19 protein-coding genes and 1 pseudogene are annotated in these 15,289 nt (G+C 73.1%); 4 read left to right on the top strand and 16 right to left on the bottom strand.

The features are described from left to right. On the bottom strand, positions 1–390 hold the full coding sequence (locus BGM09_RS18465) for a nuclear transport factor 2 family protein (RefSeq protein WP_188282725.1): 390 nt from the start codon (positions 388–390) through the stop codon (positions 1–3). 187 nt (positions 391–577) lie between these two features. Here BGM09_RS18465 and BGM09_RS18470 point away from each other — a divergent pair. Next, positions 578–1,108, top strand: a pseudogene (locus BGM09_RS18470) (DUF4291 domain-containing protein); the annotation flags it as partial. 114 nt (positions 1,109–1,222) lie between these two features. Here BGM09_RS18470 and BGM09_RS18475 read toward each other — a convergent pair. From BGM09_RS18475 to BGM09_RS18525, 11 genes are all read right to left on the bottom strand, one after another. Continuing rightward, entirely contained in the window at positions 1,223–2,023 is an 801-nt protein-coding gene (locus tag BGM09_RS18475; protein ID WP_317452766.1) for a L,D-transpeptidase family protein, read from the bottom strand. A gap of 216 nt (positions 2,024–2,239) precedes the next feature. Then, positions 2,240–2,836, bottom strand: coding sequence for a TetR/AcrR family transcriptional regulator (locus BGM09_RS18480; protein ID WP_188282727.1), 597 nt, complete (start codon positions 2,834–2,836; stop codon positions 2,240–2,242). Next, the gene (locus BGM09_RS18485; RefSeq protein WP_188282728.1) at positions 2,833–3,195 is read right to left on the bottom strand and encodes a DUF1304 domain-containing protein; all 363 of its coding nucleotides are present in this window, start codon (positions 3,193–3,195) and stop codon (positions 2,833–2,835) included. The genes BGM09_RS18480 and BGM09_RS18485 overlap by 4 nt, the downstream gene beginning before the upstream one ends. 126 nt (positions 3,196–3,321) lie before the next feature. Continuing rightward, on the bottom strand, positions 3,322–4,005 hold the full coding sequence (locus BGM09_RS18490) for an alpha/beta fold hydrolase (RefSeq protein WP_188282729.1): 684 nt from the start codon (positions 4,003–4,005) through the stop codon (positions 3,322–3,324). A 271-nt stretch (positions 4,006–4,276) separates the two neighbouring features. Then, the gene (locus BGM09_RS18495; protein ID WP_188282730.1) at positions 4,277–5,317 is read right to left on the bottom strand and encodes a thaumatin family protein; all 1,041 of its coding nucleotides are present in this window, start codon (positions 5,315–5,317) and stop codon (positions 4,277–4,279) included. A gap of 164 nt (positions 5,318–5,481) precedes the next feature. Continuing rightward, positions 5,482–6,210, bottom strand: a complete 729-nt coding sequence (locus BGM09_RS18500; protein ID WP_188282731.1) for an SRPBCC domain-containing protein — start codon at positions 6,208–6,210, stop codon at positions 5,482–5,484. A 73-nt stretch (positions 6,211–6,283) separates the two neighbouring features. After that, the gene (locus BGM09_RS18505) at positions 6,284–6,829 is read right to left on the bottom strand and encodes a dihydrofolate reductase family protein (RefSeq protein ID WP_188282732.1); all 546 of its coding nucleotides are present in this window, start codon (positions 6,827–6,829) and stop codon (positions 6,284–6,286) included. Then, positions 6,826–7,503, bottom strand: coding sequence for an ArsR/SmtB family transcription factor (locus tag BGM09_RS18510; RefSeq protein ID WP_188282733.1), 678 nt, complete (start codon positions 7,501–7,503; stop codon positions 6,826–6,828). The genes BGM09_RS18505 and BGM09_RS18510 overlap by 4 nt, the downstream gene beginning before the upstream one ends. 116 nt (positions 7,504–7,619) lie before the next feature. Continuing rightward, positions 7,620–8,471: a DUF4253 domain-containing protein gene (locus tag BGM09_RS18515; RefSeq protein WP_188282734.1), complete on the bottom strand. Its 852-nt coding sequence runs from the start codon at positions 8,469–8,471 to the stop codon at positions 7,620–7,622. Positions 8,472–8,569: 98 nt separating this feature from the next. Beyond that, positions 8,570–9,307: a Mut7-C RNAse domain-containing protein gene (locus BGM09_RS18520; RefSeq protein WP_188282735.1), complete on the bottom strand. Its 738-nt coding sequence runs from the start codon at positions 9,305–9,307 to the stop codon at positions 8,570–8,572. 253 nt (positions 9,308–9,560) lie between these two features. Continuing rightward, a complete protein-coding gene (locus BGM09_RS18525) occupies positions 9,561–10,373 on the bottom strand; it encodes an exodeoxyribonuclease III (RefSeq protein WP_188282736.1) in 813 nt (270 codons plus the stop codon). Positions 10,374–10,462: 89 nt separating this feature from the next. On the opposite strand from BGM09_RS18525, the gene BGM09_RS18530 reads away from it, so the two are divergent. Further along, positions 10,463–10,954: a GNAT family N-acetyltransferase gene (locus BGM09_RS18530; RefSeq protein WP_411158328.1), complete on the top strand. Its 492-nt coding sequence runs from the start codon at positions 10,463–10,465 to the stop codon at positions 10,952–10,954. Between the two features lie 85 nt (positions 10,955–11,039). Here the strand turns inward: BGM09_RS18530 and BGM09_RS18535 are convergent, their stop codons facing one another. Further along, a complete protein-coding gene (locus BGM09_RS18535; protein ID WP_188282737.1) occupies positions 11,040–11,285 on the bottom strand; it encodes a lipopolysaccharide assembly protein LapA domain-containing protein in 246 nt (81 codons plus the stop codon). A 274-nt stretch (positions 11,286–11,559) separates the two neighbouring features. Between BGM09_RS18535 and BGM09_RS18540 the strand changes: the two genes are divergently transcribed. Continuing rightward, complete coding sequence (locus BGM09_RS18540) at positions 11,560–12,135, top strand: GNAT family N-acetyltransferase (protein WP_188282738.1); 576 nt, start codon at positions 11,560–11,562, stop codon at positions 12,133–12,135. Here BGM09_RS18540 and BGM09_RS18545 read toward each other — a convergent pair. Then, positions 12,104–13,354, bottom strand: coding sequence for a M14 family zinc carboxypeptidase (locus BGM09_RS18545; protein ID WP_188282739.1), 1,251 nt, complete (start codon positions 13,352–13,354; stop codon positions 12,104–12,106). The genes BGM09_RS18540 and BGM09_RS18545 overlap by 32 nt on opposite strands. Positions 13,355–13,527: 173 nt before the next feature. Further along, a complete protein-coding gene (locus tag BGM09_RS18550; protein ID WP_188282740.1) occupies positions 13,528–14,010 on the bottom strand; it encodes a hypothetical protein in 483 nt (160 codons plus the stop codon). 164 nt (positions 14,011–14,174) lie between these two features. Here BGM09_RS18550 and BGM09_RS18555 point away from each other — a divergent pair, with 164 nt between their 5' ends. Next, entirely contained in the window at positions 14,175–14,612 is a 438-nt protein-coding gene (locus BGM09_RS18555; protein WP_188282741.1) for a hypothetical protein, read from the top strand. Positions 14,613–14,639: 27 nt separating this feature from the next. On the opposite strand, the gene BGM09_RS18560 is transcribed toward BGM09_RS18555, so the two are convergent. Beyond that, positions 14,640–15,289, bottom strand: a 650-nt coding sequence (locus BGM09_RS18560; protein ID WP_411158329.1) for a methyltransferase, incomplete at its 5' end; no start/stop codon positions are given.

Raw genomic sequence — 15,289 nt, forward strand, 5'->3', positions numbered from 1 at the left:
CTACGCCTCCGGTCCCGGGCGGTCACCGGTCGCACTGAGGTGGAGCGCGGCCAACCGCCATACGCCGTCGGTCTCGACGATCGTCTGCGTCACCCGGAAGTACCCGTCCGCGTCCCGCCCGTCGAAGACGCTCTGCTGGCCCTGCACCCCGGTGGCGACGGCCGCCCGCCCGTACTGACGTACCGTCACCTCGGCCCAGGTGAAGGCGTCGTGGACGAGCGCGCCGGATGCGTAGCGGTCGAGCCACTGCTTCTTGTCGAGGACGAAGCCGCGCGGTCCCACCGCGCTGAAGTCGTCGGTCAGCAGCGCGTCCAGCGCGGTCACGTCACCGCGCCGTTCCGCCTCGGTCCATCGGCGCGCGAAGTCCGTCAGCTCCTGCTCGTCTTCCATGGCCGTGCCTCCTCGCGAGCGGGTGGGAAGCCCCGGCGACCGCCGAACGCCGGTCCCGGGTTCCCCATCACCCTCCCGCGATCCCCGCCCCCACCACATCGCCCAGCGGTATGCCTCTCCCGTACTCCCCCGGTCAACCCGCCCCGCCCCGCCCGTACTCCCCGGGGAGTAACACCCCGCCCCCGCCGCTCCCGCGATCGGCCTGCCCGCCGCCCGCGACGGCCGCTTCCCCGCCGCCTGGAGCCGCGACCGCATGACGTGGATCAAGCCGTCGTTCCTGTGGATGATGTACCGCTGCGGTTGGGCCGCCAAGGCGGGGCAGGAGACGGTGCTCGCTGTGGAGATCACTCGTGACGGATTCGAGTGGGCGCTTCGGCACGCGTGTCTGTCCCACTACTCCCCTGACGTGCACGCGGATCAGGACGCGTGGCGTCGGCAGCTCAAGCACGCTCCCGCGCGGGTCCAGTGGGACCCCGAACGGGACGTGCGGCTGCGGCCGTTGCCGTACCGGGCGCTGCAACTCGGGCTGTCGGGTGAGGCGGTGCGGGAGTACGCGGACACGTGGATCGTGGGGATCAGGGATGTGACGCCGCTGGCGCGGGAGATGCACCGGTTGGTCGGTGTCGGGGACGTCGAGGGGGCGGAGCGGCTGGTGCCGCAGGAGCGGGCGTACGACGTCGTGCGGGCTGCCGGAGCGGGTGGGCGGGAGTTCGGGTAACTGACCGGTGGGAGCGCGGCGGTGGGCGGGGTCCGGGCGAGGTCCGGGCGGGCCTTCGCAGCGAAAAGCGGCAGGCCCGCGGACCCGTAGGCAGTCGGGGATACCGGGAGGGGACTACGCCGACAGTGACGCGTGGTCGCCCATCACGATCACCGGGTGCTGCGCCGGGACCAGCGTGTGCAGGAGGTCGACCATGTGCGCGGCGGAGACGCTGACGCAGCCGTGCGTCGGGCCGCCGTGGTCGACGTGGACCCAGATGCCGCCGCCGCGGTCGGCACCGAGCGGCTGGGCGCCGTCGAGCGGGGACGTACCGGGCACGCGGTTGTAGTCGATGGCGATGACGTAGTCGAAGGCGGCGTCCAGCGGCTCGCCGTCGAAGCCGACGCCGCCCGCGCGGAAGGCGGACGAGTGGTGGTACGGCAGCTTGGCGCCCGGATCGGCGTCGAAGCCGCCCGCGTCGCTGAGGGTGAACACGCCGATGGGGCTGTGCAGATCGCCCGCGTGGTGCTCGCCGGTCCAGCCGCGCAGCGCGTTGTGCGCGGGCCACGCCGCGCCCGCACTCCAGTGGCCGTCGGCGGTGCGGGACCACAGGGTGACGGTGGAGTCGGCGGAGTTCTTGGCCTTGCCCGAGGCCACCAGCACCTGCCGGGTGGCGGCAGGGATCGCGGAGCGGGTCTTGGGGCCGAGGCCCGGGATCACGGTGGGCGCCTCGTCCTTGACGCTCAGGGTGCCGGGGCCCGCGGGCCCGGCGGACGCGCTGGGCGCCGCCGCCAGGCCGTGCCCGGGGCCGCCGTTCCTGCCGCTGTCCGCGGCGGCGGAACCGGCGCCGTGCCGGTCCATCACGACATATCCGGCACCGACGATCGCTAGCACCACGAACGCGGCGGCGCCGACTCCGGCCCTCCGTCGCAGCACATGTTTCTGACGCCGTTGGCGGTGTCGGCCACGGCTTTCTGTGGAGCGGCTCTCAGCCAAGGAGCCCGCGGGAGCGGAAGTCATCGTGGCGATCCTCGCAAACTCAGACCCATCTGCACCACCCAGGGTGACCTCTCGCCCGATTTGCCCCGCATATCCCCCACGGTCCGCACCCGCCGCGCATACCGTACTCCCTGACAGGGCATCAGCGAAGGATCAGCGGACCGCGCGGTGAATCGCGACCAGCAGCCGCCACACGTGAGCGGCGAAGGCGTCCGCCGAAAGGTCGAGACGGCCGTGCAGCCAGTCGGCGAGCAGGCCGGTGAACACGGCCGCCGTGGCGGAGGCGGCGAACGCGGGCGACGGGGCGCCCGCGCGGGTGCGGTCGGCGAACGAGCGAGCGCGGAGTTCGTCGTGGAGGAGCGCGCCGAGCGGGCCGCCGCCGCCTTCCGCGATCAGACCGCGGTAGAGGTCGGCCCGCCCGGCCACGACGGTGAGGAATCCGGCGAGCGGCGCGGGCGGCGCGTCGGGCCCCGGCGGCGCGGTCCAGGCGTGGAGCGCGTCGACCGCTTCCCGTACGACGTCGGCGCAGGCGTCGACCGCGAGTGCCTGGAGACCGTCGTAGTGCAGATACAGGGTCGCCCGGCCGACCCCCGCGCGACGCGCCACCGCGGAGAGGCTGACCTGGTCCAGCGGGCGCCCCGCGCACTCGTCGAGCAGCGCGGCCCGCAGCCGGGCGCGGGTCCTGAGCGTACGGGGATCGGACGACGCACGCCCCCCGCTCACCTCACCCGTAGCGATCACACCCCTCATCCAGCCACAAGCACCGCCACCAGCGCCACGACCGCGGGCGCGAACTGCACGTAGAGAATCTTGCGGGACGCGGTCGCCGCGCCGTACGCACCCGCCAGGATCACACAGCACAGGAAGAACACCCGCGCCTGGAAGCCCACCGGGTCGGAGGCGATCAGGCCCCAGACGAGTCCGGCGGCCAGGAAGCCGTTGTACAGGCCCTGGTTGGCGGCGAGCGGCGCGGTGATCCTGGCGCCCTCGTCGTCGAGCCCGTGCAGAGCCCGGCCGCGCGGACCGCGCCACAGGAACATCTCCAGCACGAGTGCGTACACATGAAAGGCGGCGACCGCGCCGACCAGGATTCCCGCGACGACCTTCACGACCGCGCACCACGCCTTCCGTTGACCGGACTTCCCGCTCTCAGATTTCCTGGACAACTGTACAGGAAGTCGGGAAACCCTCCTCCAGTTCAGGAAGTCGCCGTTACGCGGTCGGCCGCACGCGGCTCACACGTCCCTCACCAGGGCCTCCGCCAGCTCGCGCGGGCGGCTCAGCGCGAGCAGATGGCCGCCCGGCAGCTCCTCCACGTCCACGCCGATCCGCTCCCTGCCCAGCCGCCGCTGGAATTCCAGCGGGAAGAAGCGGTCCTGCGCGCCCTGGAGGAAGCGGGTCGGCACATCGGGCCACGCCGTCAGCGGCCACGGCTGCGAGAAGACCGGTTCCGGCGCGCCGCCCGACAGGCCGGAGTTCATGGCCTCCTCGGTGATCTCCCGCGGCACGTCGTGGAAGAAGTCGACGCGCACGTCGAACGCCGTGTCGCGTCCCTCCTCCCGCGCGTACGCCTCGCGCGCGGCCTGCTGGCCGGTGTGGTCCCACCACTCCCCCGCCGTCTCGCCGGGCAGCGGCACCATCGCGTTGAGGAGTACGAGCCGGTCGGCGCGCAGCCGCTCGCAGGCCAGCGGCGCGGAGAATCCGGCGAGCGACAGCGCCACGAGGACGAGCGGCCGGGCCCGCCGGTCGATGTCGCCGCACGCCGCCACGATCGCGTCCGCGTAGGCGTCGAGGTCGGCGCCGTCCTGGGGCAGGTCGAGCGTCACCGCCTCGTGCCCGCGGGCGCGCAGTTCCGGTACGAGCCGGTGCCAGGTCCAGGCGCGGCCGTCCGCGCCGGGGACGAGTACGAAGGTCGCCATCGTTCACGCCTGCTTTCGTCGGGGCGCGCCCTGGACACGGGCCCGCCGCTCACCCCATAGGACCGCGGGCGCGGCCGGAACTCATCGCGGATCGGCGGCGGCCGTCCCCGGCCGACCGGGCCGACGACGGCGGTTTCCGCGCCGCCCGCGTCGTCGTCCCGGCGCCGGTCACGGCCGCCGCCCTTCCCGCCCCCGACTCCGCCCTGACATACGGCGTCGGTACGTCGTCCCCGCCCGGTCGGCTCAATGACTTCAGCCCCCCCCGGTCGCCTCAGCCGCTCAGCCCGAAAGTGATCCGGTACCCGGCCTCGCCCCGGCTGGTGAACGTGCTGGTCGCGTCGTCGTCCACATACGAGTACGCGAACGGCTCGGCCTTCTTGAACACGTCCGCGTACCTCACCGGCCACTGGTCGGGCAGGCACATCGAGCGCGGCGCCCACTCGCCTCGGCAGCAGTACTGGTCGGTGTCGAAGACCCCGCAGGGCGACTCGCAACCGACCGCCCGGCCGCCGGACGTCACCTGGAGGGCGGCCGGACAGGCCACGGCGTGGGTGCAGCCCGCGGCCGAGCAGCCGTTCGCCGAGATCGGGTCCTTCGTCGTACCGCCGACGAGGTTGATGTACATCGGGAGGTTGGAGCCGTCGACGAGGCTGACGTCGTAGAAGTCCATCCCGTCCCAGGAGTTGAGGTTGAACTCCGCCAGCGTCGCCGGGATCACCCCGTAACCGGGGCACTGGAAGCGGCCGTCGCAGTCGCCGGTCTCGCAGTGGCCGCGGCCCGAGGCGTCGAAGGAACAGCCGGTACGGCCCCAGAATCGGCCGTTCCAGTGGTCGGGCACACGGACACCGAGGGTCTGCCCCGGACGCAGTACCCAGCCGGTGGTGGTGAGCGCGGGCTGGGCGGTCTGTTCGCCCGAGGCGAGCCAGATCGTCTGGTCCACGTCGTTGACGAAGGTGAACACCCGCGTGCCGGGGCGGGGTTGGAGCTTCGTACCGGCGGGCGGCGCGGTGGTGCGCGAGGCGGTGGGCCGTGGGGGCTGCCGGGAAGCGGTCGGCGTCGGCTTCGGCTTCTTGGCGGTGGTCCCCGCGGAGGGGGTGACGGTCGGTGTCACGGACGGCGCGGCCGTGGTCGTGACCGGCCCCGCCGATACGGGCGCGGCACCCGCCGTGGCCGAGGAGTCGGCCGAACCGCCGCCCGGCCGTTGGCCGGAGACCACCCAGACCGCCACGCACAGGGCCGCGACGGCGAGCGCCACCGCCGCCGATACGGCAGCGCGCCGCGATCGTCCGCCGTGCCGAGCCCTGCGTCCCATCGCTTCCTCCGCGCCGTAACCGCCGTAGTCGGCCGTAGCCGCCGTCAATACCGTTGATGTCCCGCACATGCCGGCTCACCGGCGATCAGGAGACGGCCGGTGAGCGGCGGGGATAACGGATTTCCGGTACGGCGAAGGCCCGACTCCGGCTGCGGGAGGGGGCGTTACGCGTAGACCCCGGCGAGCCAGCGCGTCCAGTCCGCGCCGATCCGCTCGGCGTCGGCGCCCGGCGCGAAGTCGTGCACGCTCACGCCGACCGTCGCGCCGAAGTGGTTGCGGCCGAAGAAGCGGTACATCGCCTGGTCGGTGCGGAGCCCGATGAAGTACGGGTTGCGGAAGTCGAGCACGGCCTCGACCCGTCCCGCGCCCGGCAGTTCGACCTCTACGGTCGCGCCCTCGGCCGCTTCGTCCGCCAGCCCGAGCGCGCGGGCCGCCGCTTCGAAGGCGTCGGGCGCGCCGGACGCCTCGGGGCCTTCCGCGCCGCCGAAGACGGCGGTGCGGCCGGTGAAGTACCGCAGGTACTCACGCAGGGTGTGCATGTAGAAGTCGGTGTGCTTGTCCGCGCCGTCGTACTGGTTGTCCCAGTCCTCGACGAGGATGCCGCTGTGCACGTACCGCACCCATGAACCGCCGCCCTCGCGAGGCTCGATGAGGTGGTCGACCTGGTTGAAGGTCTGCACCGAGATGCCCTCGGCGTCCTCGGTGCGCCCGGTCAGCCGGTGCGGCGGGTCCCACGCGACCACGGTCCCGCCGAACGGCGCGGCGCCGCCCTCCCTGGGCTCGTACTCCATGGGCCACAACCAGCCCCCGGTGCCGGTGGTGATCGCGTCCCAGACCTGCGACGGGCTGGCGTCGACCTCGAATTCACGGACGATCTCGAAGTGCTTGGACATGGCTGTTCAGAGCTCCTTGCTCCAGGGGATACGCGGATGGGGGTCCTACGGGTGCGGGAGGGCCGGAGAGGCCCTACGCCTTCCGCGGCGCGTAGACGACGTGGTGGACGCCGGACGCGAACATCTCGGAGGAGACGACGGTGAACGGGGTCCGCGGCAGACCGTCCTGGAACAGCCGCTTGCCTCGGCCGACCACGATCGGGTGCACCAGCAGGTCGAACTCGTCCACCAGGCCCTGCCCGAGCAGCCACCGCACGAGCGTCGCGCTGCCCATCACCGTGATGTTCGCGCCGTCCCGCTGCTTCAGCTCGCGGACGGCGGCGGCCGGATCTCCGGCGAGGACGGTGGAGTTGTTCCAGTCGGCCTTCTCCAGCGTGGCGGAGACGACGAATTTGGCGATGCCGTTCATGTGGTCGCCGCCGGGCTGGCCGGCCATCGCGGGCCACGCGGCGGCGAAGCCGTCGTAGGTGGTGCGGCCGAGCAACAGGGCGTCGGACGCGTCCATTTGGGCGGACACGGCGCCGGCCATGTCGTCGTCGAAGTACGGCCCGTGCCACTCGTGGGGCGCCTCCATGACTCCGTCGGCGGACAGGAATTCACTGACGACGAGCTTTCTCATGACGTTTCCTCAGGAGGTGTGGTGGGCCGGACGACGGCCGGTTCGACAGCGGCGGCATCGGCGTCACCGCTCGTGACGGCGGGGGCCTCGGGGTTCTTCACCGTGGGGTGCAGGGCGACGACGATCCGGTGCGGACGCCCGCCCTCGGCCTCCTCGTCGTGGTACTTGGCGACCAACGCGGCGATGCCGCGGGTCAGTTCGTCCACGAACGCGGCGCGGTCGGCGGCCGAGCCGAAGCGGACCTCACCGTCGAGCGCGAAGGTCGCGACCCGCTGCCGCGCCCGGTCGGCGCCCGTGATCAGCGTGCCGACGTCCCGGACCAGCCGGGCGGCGACGGCCAGCAGCCAGCGCGCCGAGAGCTGGTCGCGGAAGCGGGCCGGATCGGGCTGCACGGCGGCCAGTGCCATCGGCGAGATCACGTACGAGGCGGCGGTCGCCCGCATCAGCCGCTCGGTGACATTGCCCTTCTTACGCTCGCCGGACAGCTCGACCAGGCCGTGCTTCTCCAACGCCTTGAGGTGGTAGTTCACCTTCTGCCGCGGCAGGCCCACCCTCGCCGCGAGCATCGTCGCCGATGCCGGGCCCGCCGCCAGCTCGGCCAGCAGCCGGGACCGTATCGGGTCGAGCGACGTCGCCGCCGCTTCGGGGTTCTCGATCACGCTCACGTCCAGCATGGCTTCAGCGTCTCACCGAAAACTTTTTTTGTCCAGACACATTGTCTTGTCGGTGGGTGGGTCGGTAGGTGGGTGGCGTTCGGCGTGGGCGTTGGTCAGCCCCGGGCGGGCACTGGTCAGTCCCACCAGAACCCCCACTCGTGCGAGTCGACGAGCTGATCGGCGTACGCGGTGAGCGTTCCGGCCGACTGCCAGATGTTGTCGGGGCAGAAGGCGAAGTGCTCGGCGGCGACGGCCAGGGCGGTGGCGCGGTCGCCCGGCGGCGCCGCCACGCTCAGGGAGAGGGTGCTGAAGCCGACACCGACCACGCGGGCGCCGAAACGGTGTTCCCAGTCGTGCAGGACAGCGGAGAACTTGGCCGTGTCACTCGCGTAGTTGACGGGCCCTTGCCATCCGGCCGTGGTCAGGGCCGCCGCGCCGGACCCGGCGGCGACCAGACCGAGCCGGAGCCAGGGACGGCGGGTGAGAAGCTCCGCCGAGTACGCGCCCGCGAGCTGATCGGGGTCGCACCGCTGATCCCCGCTCCGGGCGAGGCCCGGCCAGGTCCGGCCGAAGGGAGCGGTGACCGCCAGGCGCTGTTCCGGCGTGAGGTTGTCGTCGTCCTCGTCGACGTGGGTGTAGTCGTGCCACCAGGAGGCGAGCAGCGCGGCGGGCTGGTGGTCGGCGGGCGAGGTCACGTCTTCGGGAAACAGCTCACCCGTGCCCCAGGGCCGGTAATCGGGGTCCTGGGCGTCGTGGGCGTCGAGCAGCAGCGGCCACAGCCCCGAGCGCGGGTACTCCTCGCGCAGGGACGCGACGGCTTCGGCCGTGGTGGGGCCGTCACTGCACCACAGGGCGTGGATCTCGCCGTCGCCTTCGTCGGACAGGACGGTCCGCCCGGCGGGCAGGTCCGTCGCGAGGCGGTACCGGTCGGGATTCCGCCCGCGGAACAGCGGGCGGAGGTATGGCGGCAGGGGTTTCGACGTCATGGGCGGAACGTTAAGGCGCACCGCCGACAGCGACTCCGGGGCGCGGTCCCGGCCCGCGTGGGGGTCAGTGCCGGGTGAGGGTCAGTGCCGGGTGGGGGTCAGTGCCGGGTGGGGGCGAAGTCGCGGAGTGCTTCGGCGACGACGGCTTCGAGGCGGGTGTGGTGGGCGCCGCGCCAGTAGACGCGCCCGCAGGAGGCGCAGGCGGCGAAGACGTCGTAGGAGCGTTCGGTGCCGCCCTCCAGGCGGTCGCGGACGGACTCCTTGTCGGCGGGGGTCAGCAGGCCGTTGCAGGCGACGCAGCGGGTCCAGGGCGCGAGGTCCGGCGCGAACCGCTGGAGGATGTCCCGCAGTTGGTCGGCCGGGCGGTCGCTGTAGACGTACGCGCCCGCCCACAGTTCGCGGCGGCGCAGCAGGCCACGGTCGCGCGTCAGCATGACCCTGCGGTCGCTCGCGGAGAGCGCGGCGAGCGCCGGGTCGCCGATGTCCTCGTTCTCGTACGCCGCGTCGACCCCGAGCAGCCGCAACCGCCGTGCCAGCGTGCCGAGATGGACGTCGAGCAGAAAGCGCAGCGGCGCGCCCGGCACCTCCTGCGGCCGTACGACCGCGTGGACCCGTACCGCCTCGCCCGCCGCCGGGACATGGGCGTTCGGTACGTCGCGGCCGTCGACGGACAGCGCGCCGACCTCGGTGAGCGGCACGCCCAGCGACTCCACGACGTGCCCGAGCGACGACGTGCCGTCGGTGACCACGGCGCCGGGTTCGGCGCGGCGCCGCTCGGCGGCCACGAAGAGGTGCAGCTCAGCCGGGACGCTGACGGTGATGTGCGGTCCGTTCACGGACTCAGCATGCCATCGCCCACCGGGCCCGGCCACGGAATTCCGCGCCGCTCGTACGGCGTTCGTCCCCTGTCGTGAGTCGTACCCCTCTTCGCACACCCGCTGGAGACCATCCGGGCCTGACGGTCGGCGAGTTCGAGGCGCACATCACGGTGCGCTGCGATGACGGCGCCGCTTCGGCCATCCGGCTGGCGCGGTGGTCCGCCGCGCGCGGCTGGGAAGTCGGGCGTGTGACGCGCGCGCCGGGCAGGTCCTAGATGTCGTAGGTGACCGTCACCGGGGCGTGGTCGCTCCAGCGCTGGTCGTAGCTCGCGGCGCGCTCGACGACGGCGGTGGTGGCCGCGGCGGCGAGGGCTTCGGTGGCGACCTGGAGGTCGATGCGCCAGCCGGTGTTGTTGTCGAACGCCTGGCCGCGCATGGACCACCAGGAGTAGGGGCCCTCGACGTCGGGGTGGAGGCGGCGGACGACGTCGGTCCAGCCCGCGGGGCCGAAGAGTTCGGTGAGCCAGGCGCGTTCCTCGGGGAGGAAGCCGGCGGATTTGCGGTTGCCGCGCCAGTTCTTCAGATCCGCTTCCTGGTGCGCGATGTTCCAGTCGCCGCAGACGAGGGCATGGGTGCCGGTTTCGGCGGCGTGGTCGCGGAGCGCGTCGAGGTGGACGGCGAAGTCCTTCATGAAGCGCTCCTTCTCCGCCTGGCGCTCGGTGCCGACCTCGCCGGAGGGGAGGTAGAGGCTGCCGACGGTCAGACCGGGTCCGGTGCCGGGCAGGTCGACCTCCAGGTAGCGCCCGGCGGCGGCGAATTCGGCGGCGCCGAAGCCGACGCGGACGGCGCTGGGCTCCTCGCGGGTGTAGAGCGAGACACCGGCCCGGCCCTTGGCGGAGGAGGGCGCGTGGAAGGCGTGCCAGCCCGCCGGGTCGCGCAGCTCGACGGTGAGCTGGTCGGGCTCCGCCCGGACCTCCTGGAGGCAGACCACGTCGGCGTCGGTCTCCTCCAGCCAGGTCAGGAAGCCTTTCTTGGCGGCGGCGCGGAGTCCGTTGACGTTCACGGTGGTGACGGTGGTCGACATGCGCTGGACGATACCGGGACCGGCCGGCGGAACCGCTTCGGTGTCCCCCGTACGCACGTACGTACGACCGCGCACGTACGATATCGGGCGTGGAGATCAGAACGACGCGCTACGACCACCCCGACGCGGTGAAGCTCAACGACCTGGTGCAGCAGGAGTACGTGGAGCGGTACGGCGACGGCGACTCGACCTTCATGGACGCGGCCCATTTCGACCCGCCGCGAGGGCTGTACCTGCTGGCCTACGACGAGGACGGGCACGCCGTGGCCAGCGGCGGCTGGCGCGCCCAGGACGACTCGCCCGACGGGCACGCGGACGGCGACGCCGAGATCAAGCGGATGTTCGTGGTGGCGCGGGCGCGCGGTCGCGGTCTCGCCCGCGCGATCCTGGCCGAGCTGGAGAGGACGGCCGCGGCGGCGGGCCGGACCCGGATGGTGCTGGAGACCGGTCAGCGGCAGCCGGAGGCCATCGCGCTGTACCGCTCGTGCGGCTACCAGCCGGTGTCGAAATTCGGCTACTACCGGCACGACGAGCTGAGCGTGTGCCTCGGCAAACCGCTGGTCGCGCCGCCGGGCGCGTAAGCCGCTGATCGCGACGCCGGGCGCGTGAGCCGCCGGGCGCGTGAGCCGCTGGTCACGCCGCCCTCGCACAGCCGCGTTCCTGGGATCAGTGCTTGTTACGGCCGCCGCGCCGCAGGTACATCCCGGCCAGCGCGCCGACGATGAAGCAGCCGAGCAGCGCCATCCACAGCGGCATCGTGACCTCGGGGATCAGCAGCCGGATCTTGACGTCGCGAGTGTTCTCGAAGATGAAGATCAGGGCGAGGACCGCGAGCACGGCCACGGTCACCCGGCCCGGGGTCACCAGCGAACCGAATCTGCTGTCGCTCGGCGGCTTCTCGGTGCTCACCATGCTCACCTGCTCCCGGTTCGGCGCTGTCCCCTTGCGTACATGATCGGTGCGGCGGCGCCGGAGCGGGCTGCGGACTACTCCGAACGGGTGAGCGCGGCTGGCTCTCCCCGGTGACGCTGACCCTCCTGCCCGTGGGCGCGGCGCCGCTGGCCGCCTTCGGTGCGCCGGGGGCGGGCACCGTTGTGGGCGGGGTGCTGGGGGCGCGGGCGCGGCCGTGCCCCGTACGTCCGTTATCGACTCGCCCGCCGCGCCCCCTGCTGGCAGCATCGGACCCATGGACCACAGGCACCGCTCGGACCGCAGGGACGTCCTCACCGACCTCAGGGAGCCGCCGGTGCTCGGGGCGGGCGACTACACGTTGCGCCCGTGGTCGATGGCCGACCTGCACACGGTGCGCGAGGCGTCCACGGACCCGCTGATTCCGCTGATCACGACCGTGCCGCCGGTCTACAGCGACGCCGAGGGGATCGCCTTCGTCGAGCGGCAGTGGGGACGGCCGGCGGCGGGCCGCTACCCAATGGCGATCGCGCGGGCGTCCGACGGTTGCGCGGTCGGCAACGCCGGTCTCGACATCCTCAGCGCGGACCGCGCCACGGTCGGCTACTGGGTCCTCGCCTCCGCGCGCCGCGCGGGCGCCGCCGGGTCGGCGCTGAAGGCGATCACCGAGTGGGGCCTGCACGAACTGGGCATCGCCCGGCTCGACTTGTACGCCGAGCCGTGGAACACCGGTTCGCTGCGCACCGCGGAGAGCGCCGGTTACCAGCGCGAGGGGCTGCTGCGCGACTGGGCCCGCGTCGGCGGGGAGTTGAAGGACGTGGTCATGTACGCAGCTCTTCGTACACCGCGATGACGCTGCGGGCCTGCTGCTCGACCTGGTCGGCGATCGGCACCCAGCGCGGGCGGTAGGCGCTCTCGTACGCCGCGCACCACTCGTCCACCAGGCGCGTGACGCGGGGGACGTCGGCGACCCGGCGGAGCATGGCGGCGGCGCGCAGCGGGACGCGCTGCGCGTAGACCTCGATGCTGGTGACGCGCGCGGTGGTCATCGGCGGCAGCGGGAGCGCGCCGGGCGGGCGTACGGCGGGGTCCCAGTCGGCGGACAGCCGGGGGCCGATGCCGACGAGTTCCTTGACGGTGCGCAGCATCGGGGAGTCCGCGCCGACCAGGTGCGGTTCGAGGTTGTCCAGGACCCGGGCGACCCGGGGCAGGTCACGGCGGAGTGCGGCGCCCGCGACGCGCAGCGCGTGGTCGGGCGCGGGGTGCGGGGAGATGTCGGCGGTACGGTCGCAGGCCCACATGGGCACTTCGACGACGGCGGTGACACCGTCGTAGCGGCGGGCGTGCGCCCAGGTGGAGTTGGCGCCGTCGCCGACGGTCGCGGGGTCGCCGTCCGGCGGCATCACGTAGACGCCGGGTCCCGGGCTCGGCCACTGGAAGGCGTCGGAGGACCCGCTCTCCAGCGGGATGTCCAGCTCGGCGGCCGACTTGCCGATCCGCGCGGGCACGCCGGGGATGTCGCTGGTGAGCTGCACGAAGCTGCCGCCGACGTCGATGCCGTGCAGCGAGCACTGCAACACCGGGCGCAGCGCGTCCAGTACGCCGAGCAGCGCGCGGGTCTCGGGGAGCGACGCGTCCGGGGCTCCCGGCGGCGGCAGCCATTCGGGCTGTTCCGCCGCGCACGGCCGGAAGAAGTGCTCGTAGTGGCCGCGCAGGGTGTAAGGACCGCACAGCCAGGGCTCGTTGAGCACCGCGCCGTCCGGGTCGATGCAGAGCAGGAAGTGCCAGGCGGTGCCGTCGTCCTGGCCGCCTTCGCGCTCGGCGGCGAGCTGGTATGCGAGCCGGAGCACCGTGGCACCGCCGACCGCCGCCTCGTTGGCGTGCGGTCCCGCCACCACGAGCGCGTTCCGCTCGCTCCCGCCCTCCGCCTGATCCACCGTCAGCATGAGCAGAGGCCGCCCGGCACGCGACCGGCCGACAACCCGCAGACGGCACAGTCTCGGATATCGCAACGTCAACAGGCGTGCGCCCTGGATGACTTCGGCCGTCGTCGGATAGTGCTCTCTCGCCACCGCATTCCCCCAGAAGCCGAAGCGCGTACTGGCTGCGACTGCGTGACGACGTCGGGTACAGCCCCCACATGACCCCGTCCACCACGGCCGTCGGGCGGCTTCGGTGACGGCGGCACAGAGCGTGCGCGTATCGCGGGTGCCGAAGGGGCCAATGCTGAACGGCCGGGCAAGCACTAAGTACGACACGGCGGCGGCAGGGTGTCAACGGTGCTACCGCAGGCGTTCCGGCGCACGACGGCGCCCGCGACGACGATCAGTGCGGCGGCTCCGTACGCGGTTGCCTGGAGCACATTTCCATGGGCACCGGCGCCCGTCGCGTTCCCGGTGTAGAGGGCGAGTCCGGCCAGCGGTACGGCCAGCCACTCCCAGCGGCCGTCGAGCGCGACGGGGGCGACGAGGGCGACGACCGACAGCGCGTACCAGTAAGAGGAGGGCGAGGTCACCAGCAGCGCGGTGCCGGTCACGAGCAGGGCGCCGCTCCACGGCCGGTCCCGGTCGCCACGCCGCAGTACGTACGCCACCACCGCGAGGACGGCCACGATCGCGGCCGGACCCGCCGCGCCGTCCGGAAGCACCAGCCGCAGCAGGGCGAAGCGGCGTACGCTGCCCGGCTCGTATCCCTCCTCCTGGAGGTAGCCCGGCAGGTAACCGAGCACCCCGCCGCCGGACGCGACGACGTACGGCAGATAGGCGAGAACGATTACGGCGACGGCGGCGCCAGCAGCGCGCCCCGGCGCGCGGGCGCTGCCGCTGACGTGGTGCTGCCGCCTCGGGGCGGCGCCTTCGCGCGGCCCGGCCCCGGGGAGTCCAGGATGGGGGCATGACGGTATTCCCCGATGTCCCCGGCGCCTGGCACGGACGGTCCGGCTTCCGGCTCATGCCCACCGACCCCTTCCACGAGGCTCCCGCCGGCGCCCGGGTCGTCCTCGGCGCGGCCGGTCACCTGGTCTGCGTCACCTACACCTGGCAGCACCCGGACGACGGACCGCAGGACGGCATGCTCACCGTCGGCGCCACCGACGAGAACACCCGGCTCACCGCGCTGTGGGCGGACTCCTGGCATCAGCAGCCCGCCCCGCTGCTGATGCACGGCACGCCCGGCCCGCACGGCATCGACGTCGAAGGCGAGTACGCCGAGGGGTGGATCTGGCGCGTCGCGGTCGACGCGGGCGAGCCCGGCACCCTGCGCATCCGTATGGACAACGACATCCCGTCCGGCCGCTACCGGGTCATGGACGCCGCGCTGACGCCGAGTTGACGTCCCGGGCTCCGTGTCGGGACGCGGCTACCGCGTGCTGACCAGAGCGGCGAAGCGGCGGCCCGCCGCCGACCACTCCTCCGCCACCGACCAGCCGGTGGCGCGTGCGGCGGCGCGCAGCGCGAGGGGGCCGAGGCGGGCCCACGGGAAGTCGCGGCCCTGCCGTCCGTGGGCGTCCTCGACGCGTACGGTCACCCGCTCGTCCACCTCGTGCGGCGCCGCTTCGGCGAGCAACCGGCCACCGGGGGCGAGGAGTTCGCGGACGCGCGCGAGGAGGGTGTGCGGGTCGCCGCCGATGCCGATGTTGCCGTCGGCGAGCAGCGCGCTGCCCCAACGGCCTTCAGCGGGAAGGCGGTCGAAGACCGACCGGCACAGGACCGCGCCGCCCGCGCCCTTGGTGCGGGCCACGGCGGCGGGGCTCACGTCGAGCCCGAGGACCGGCACCCCGTACCCGGCGACGGCGGCCACCAGCCGTCCCGGACCGCAGCCGATGTCCAGCACCGGTCCACGGCAACGGCGCAGCATCGTCCGGTCGGCGGCGTCCGGCGGCGCGCACCAGCGCTCGACCTCGAGCGGCAGCAGCCACCCGTCGTCCCGCCGCAGGAACAGCGGCCCGCGCCCGCTGGCCAGGGCCCGCGCGTACGGATCGCCGCCCCAGACGGTCGCGCCGCCGGGCC

Source organism: Streptomyces sp. CBMA29 (assembly GCF_014596445.1).
Taxonomy (GTDB): Bacteria; Actinomycetota; Actinomycetes; order Streptomycetales; family Streptomycetaceae; genus Actinacidiphila.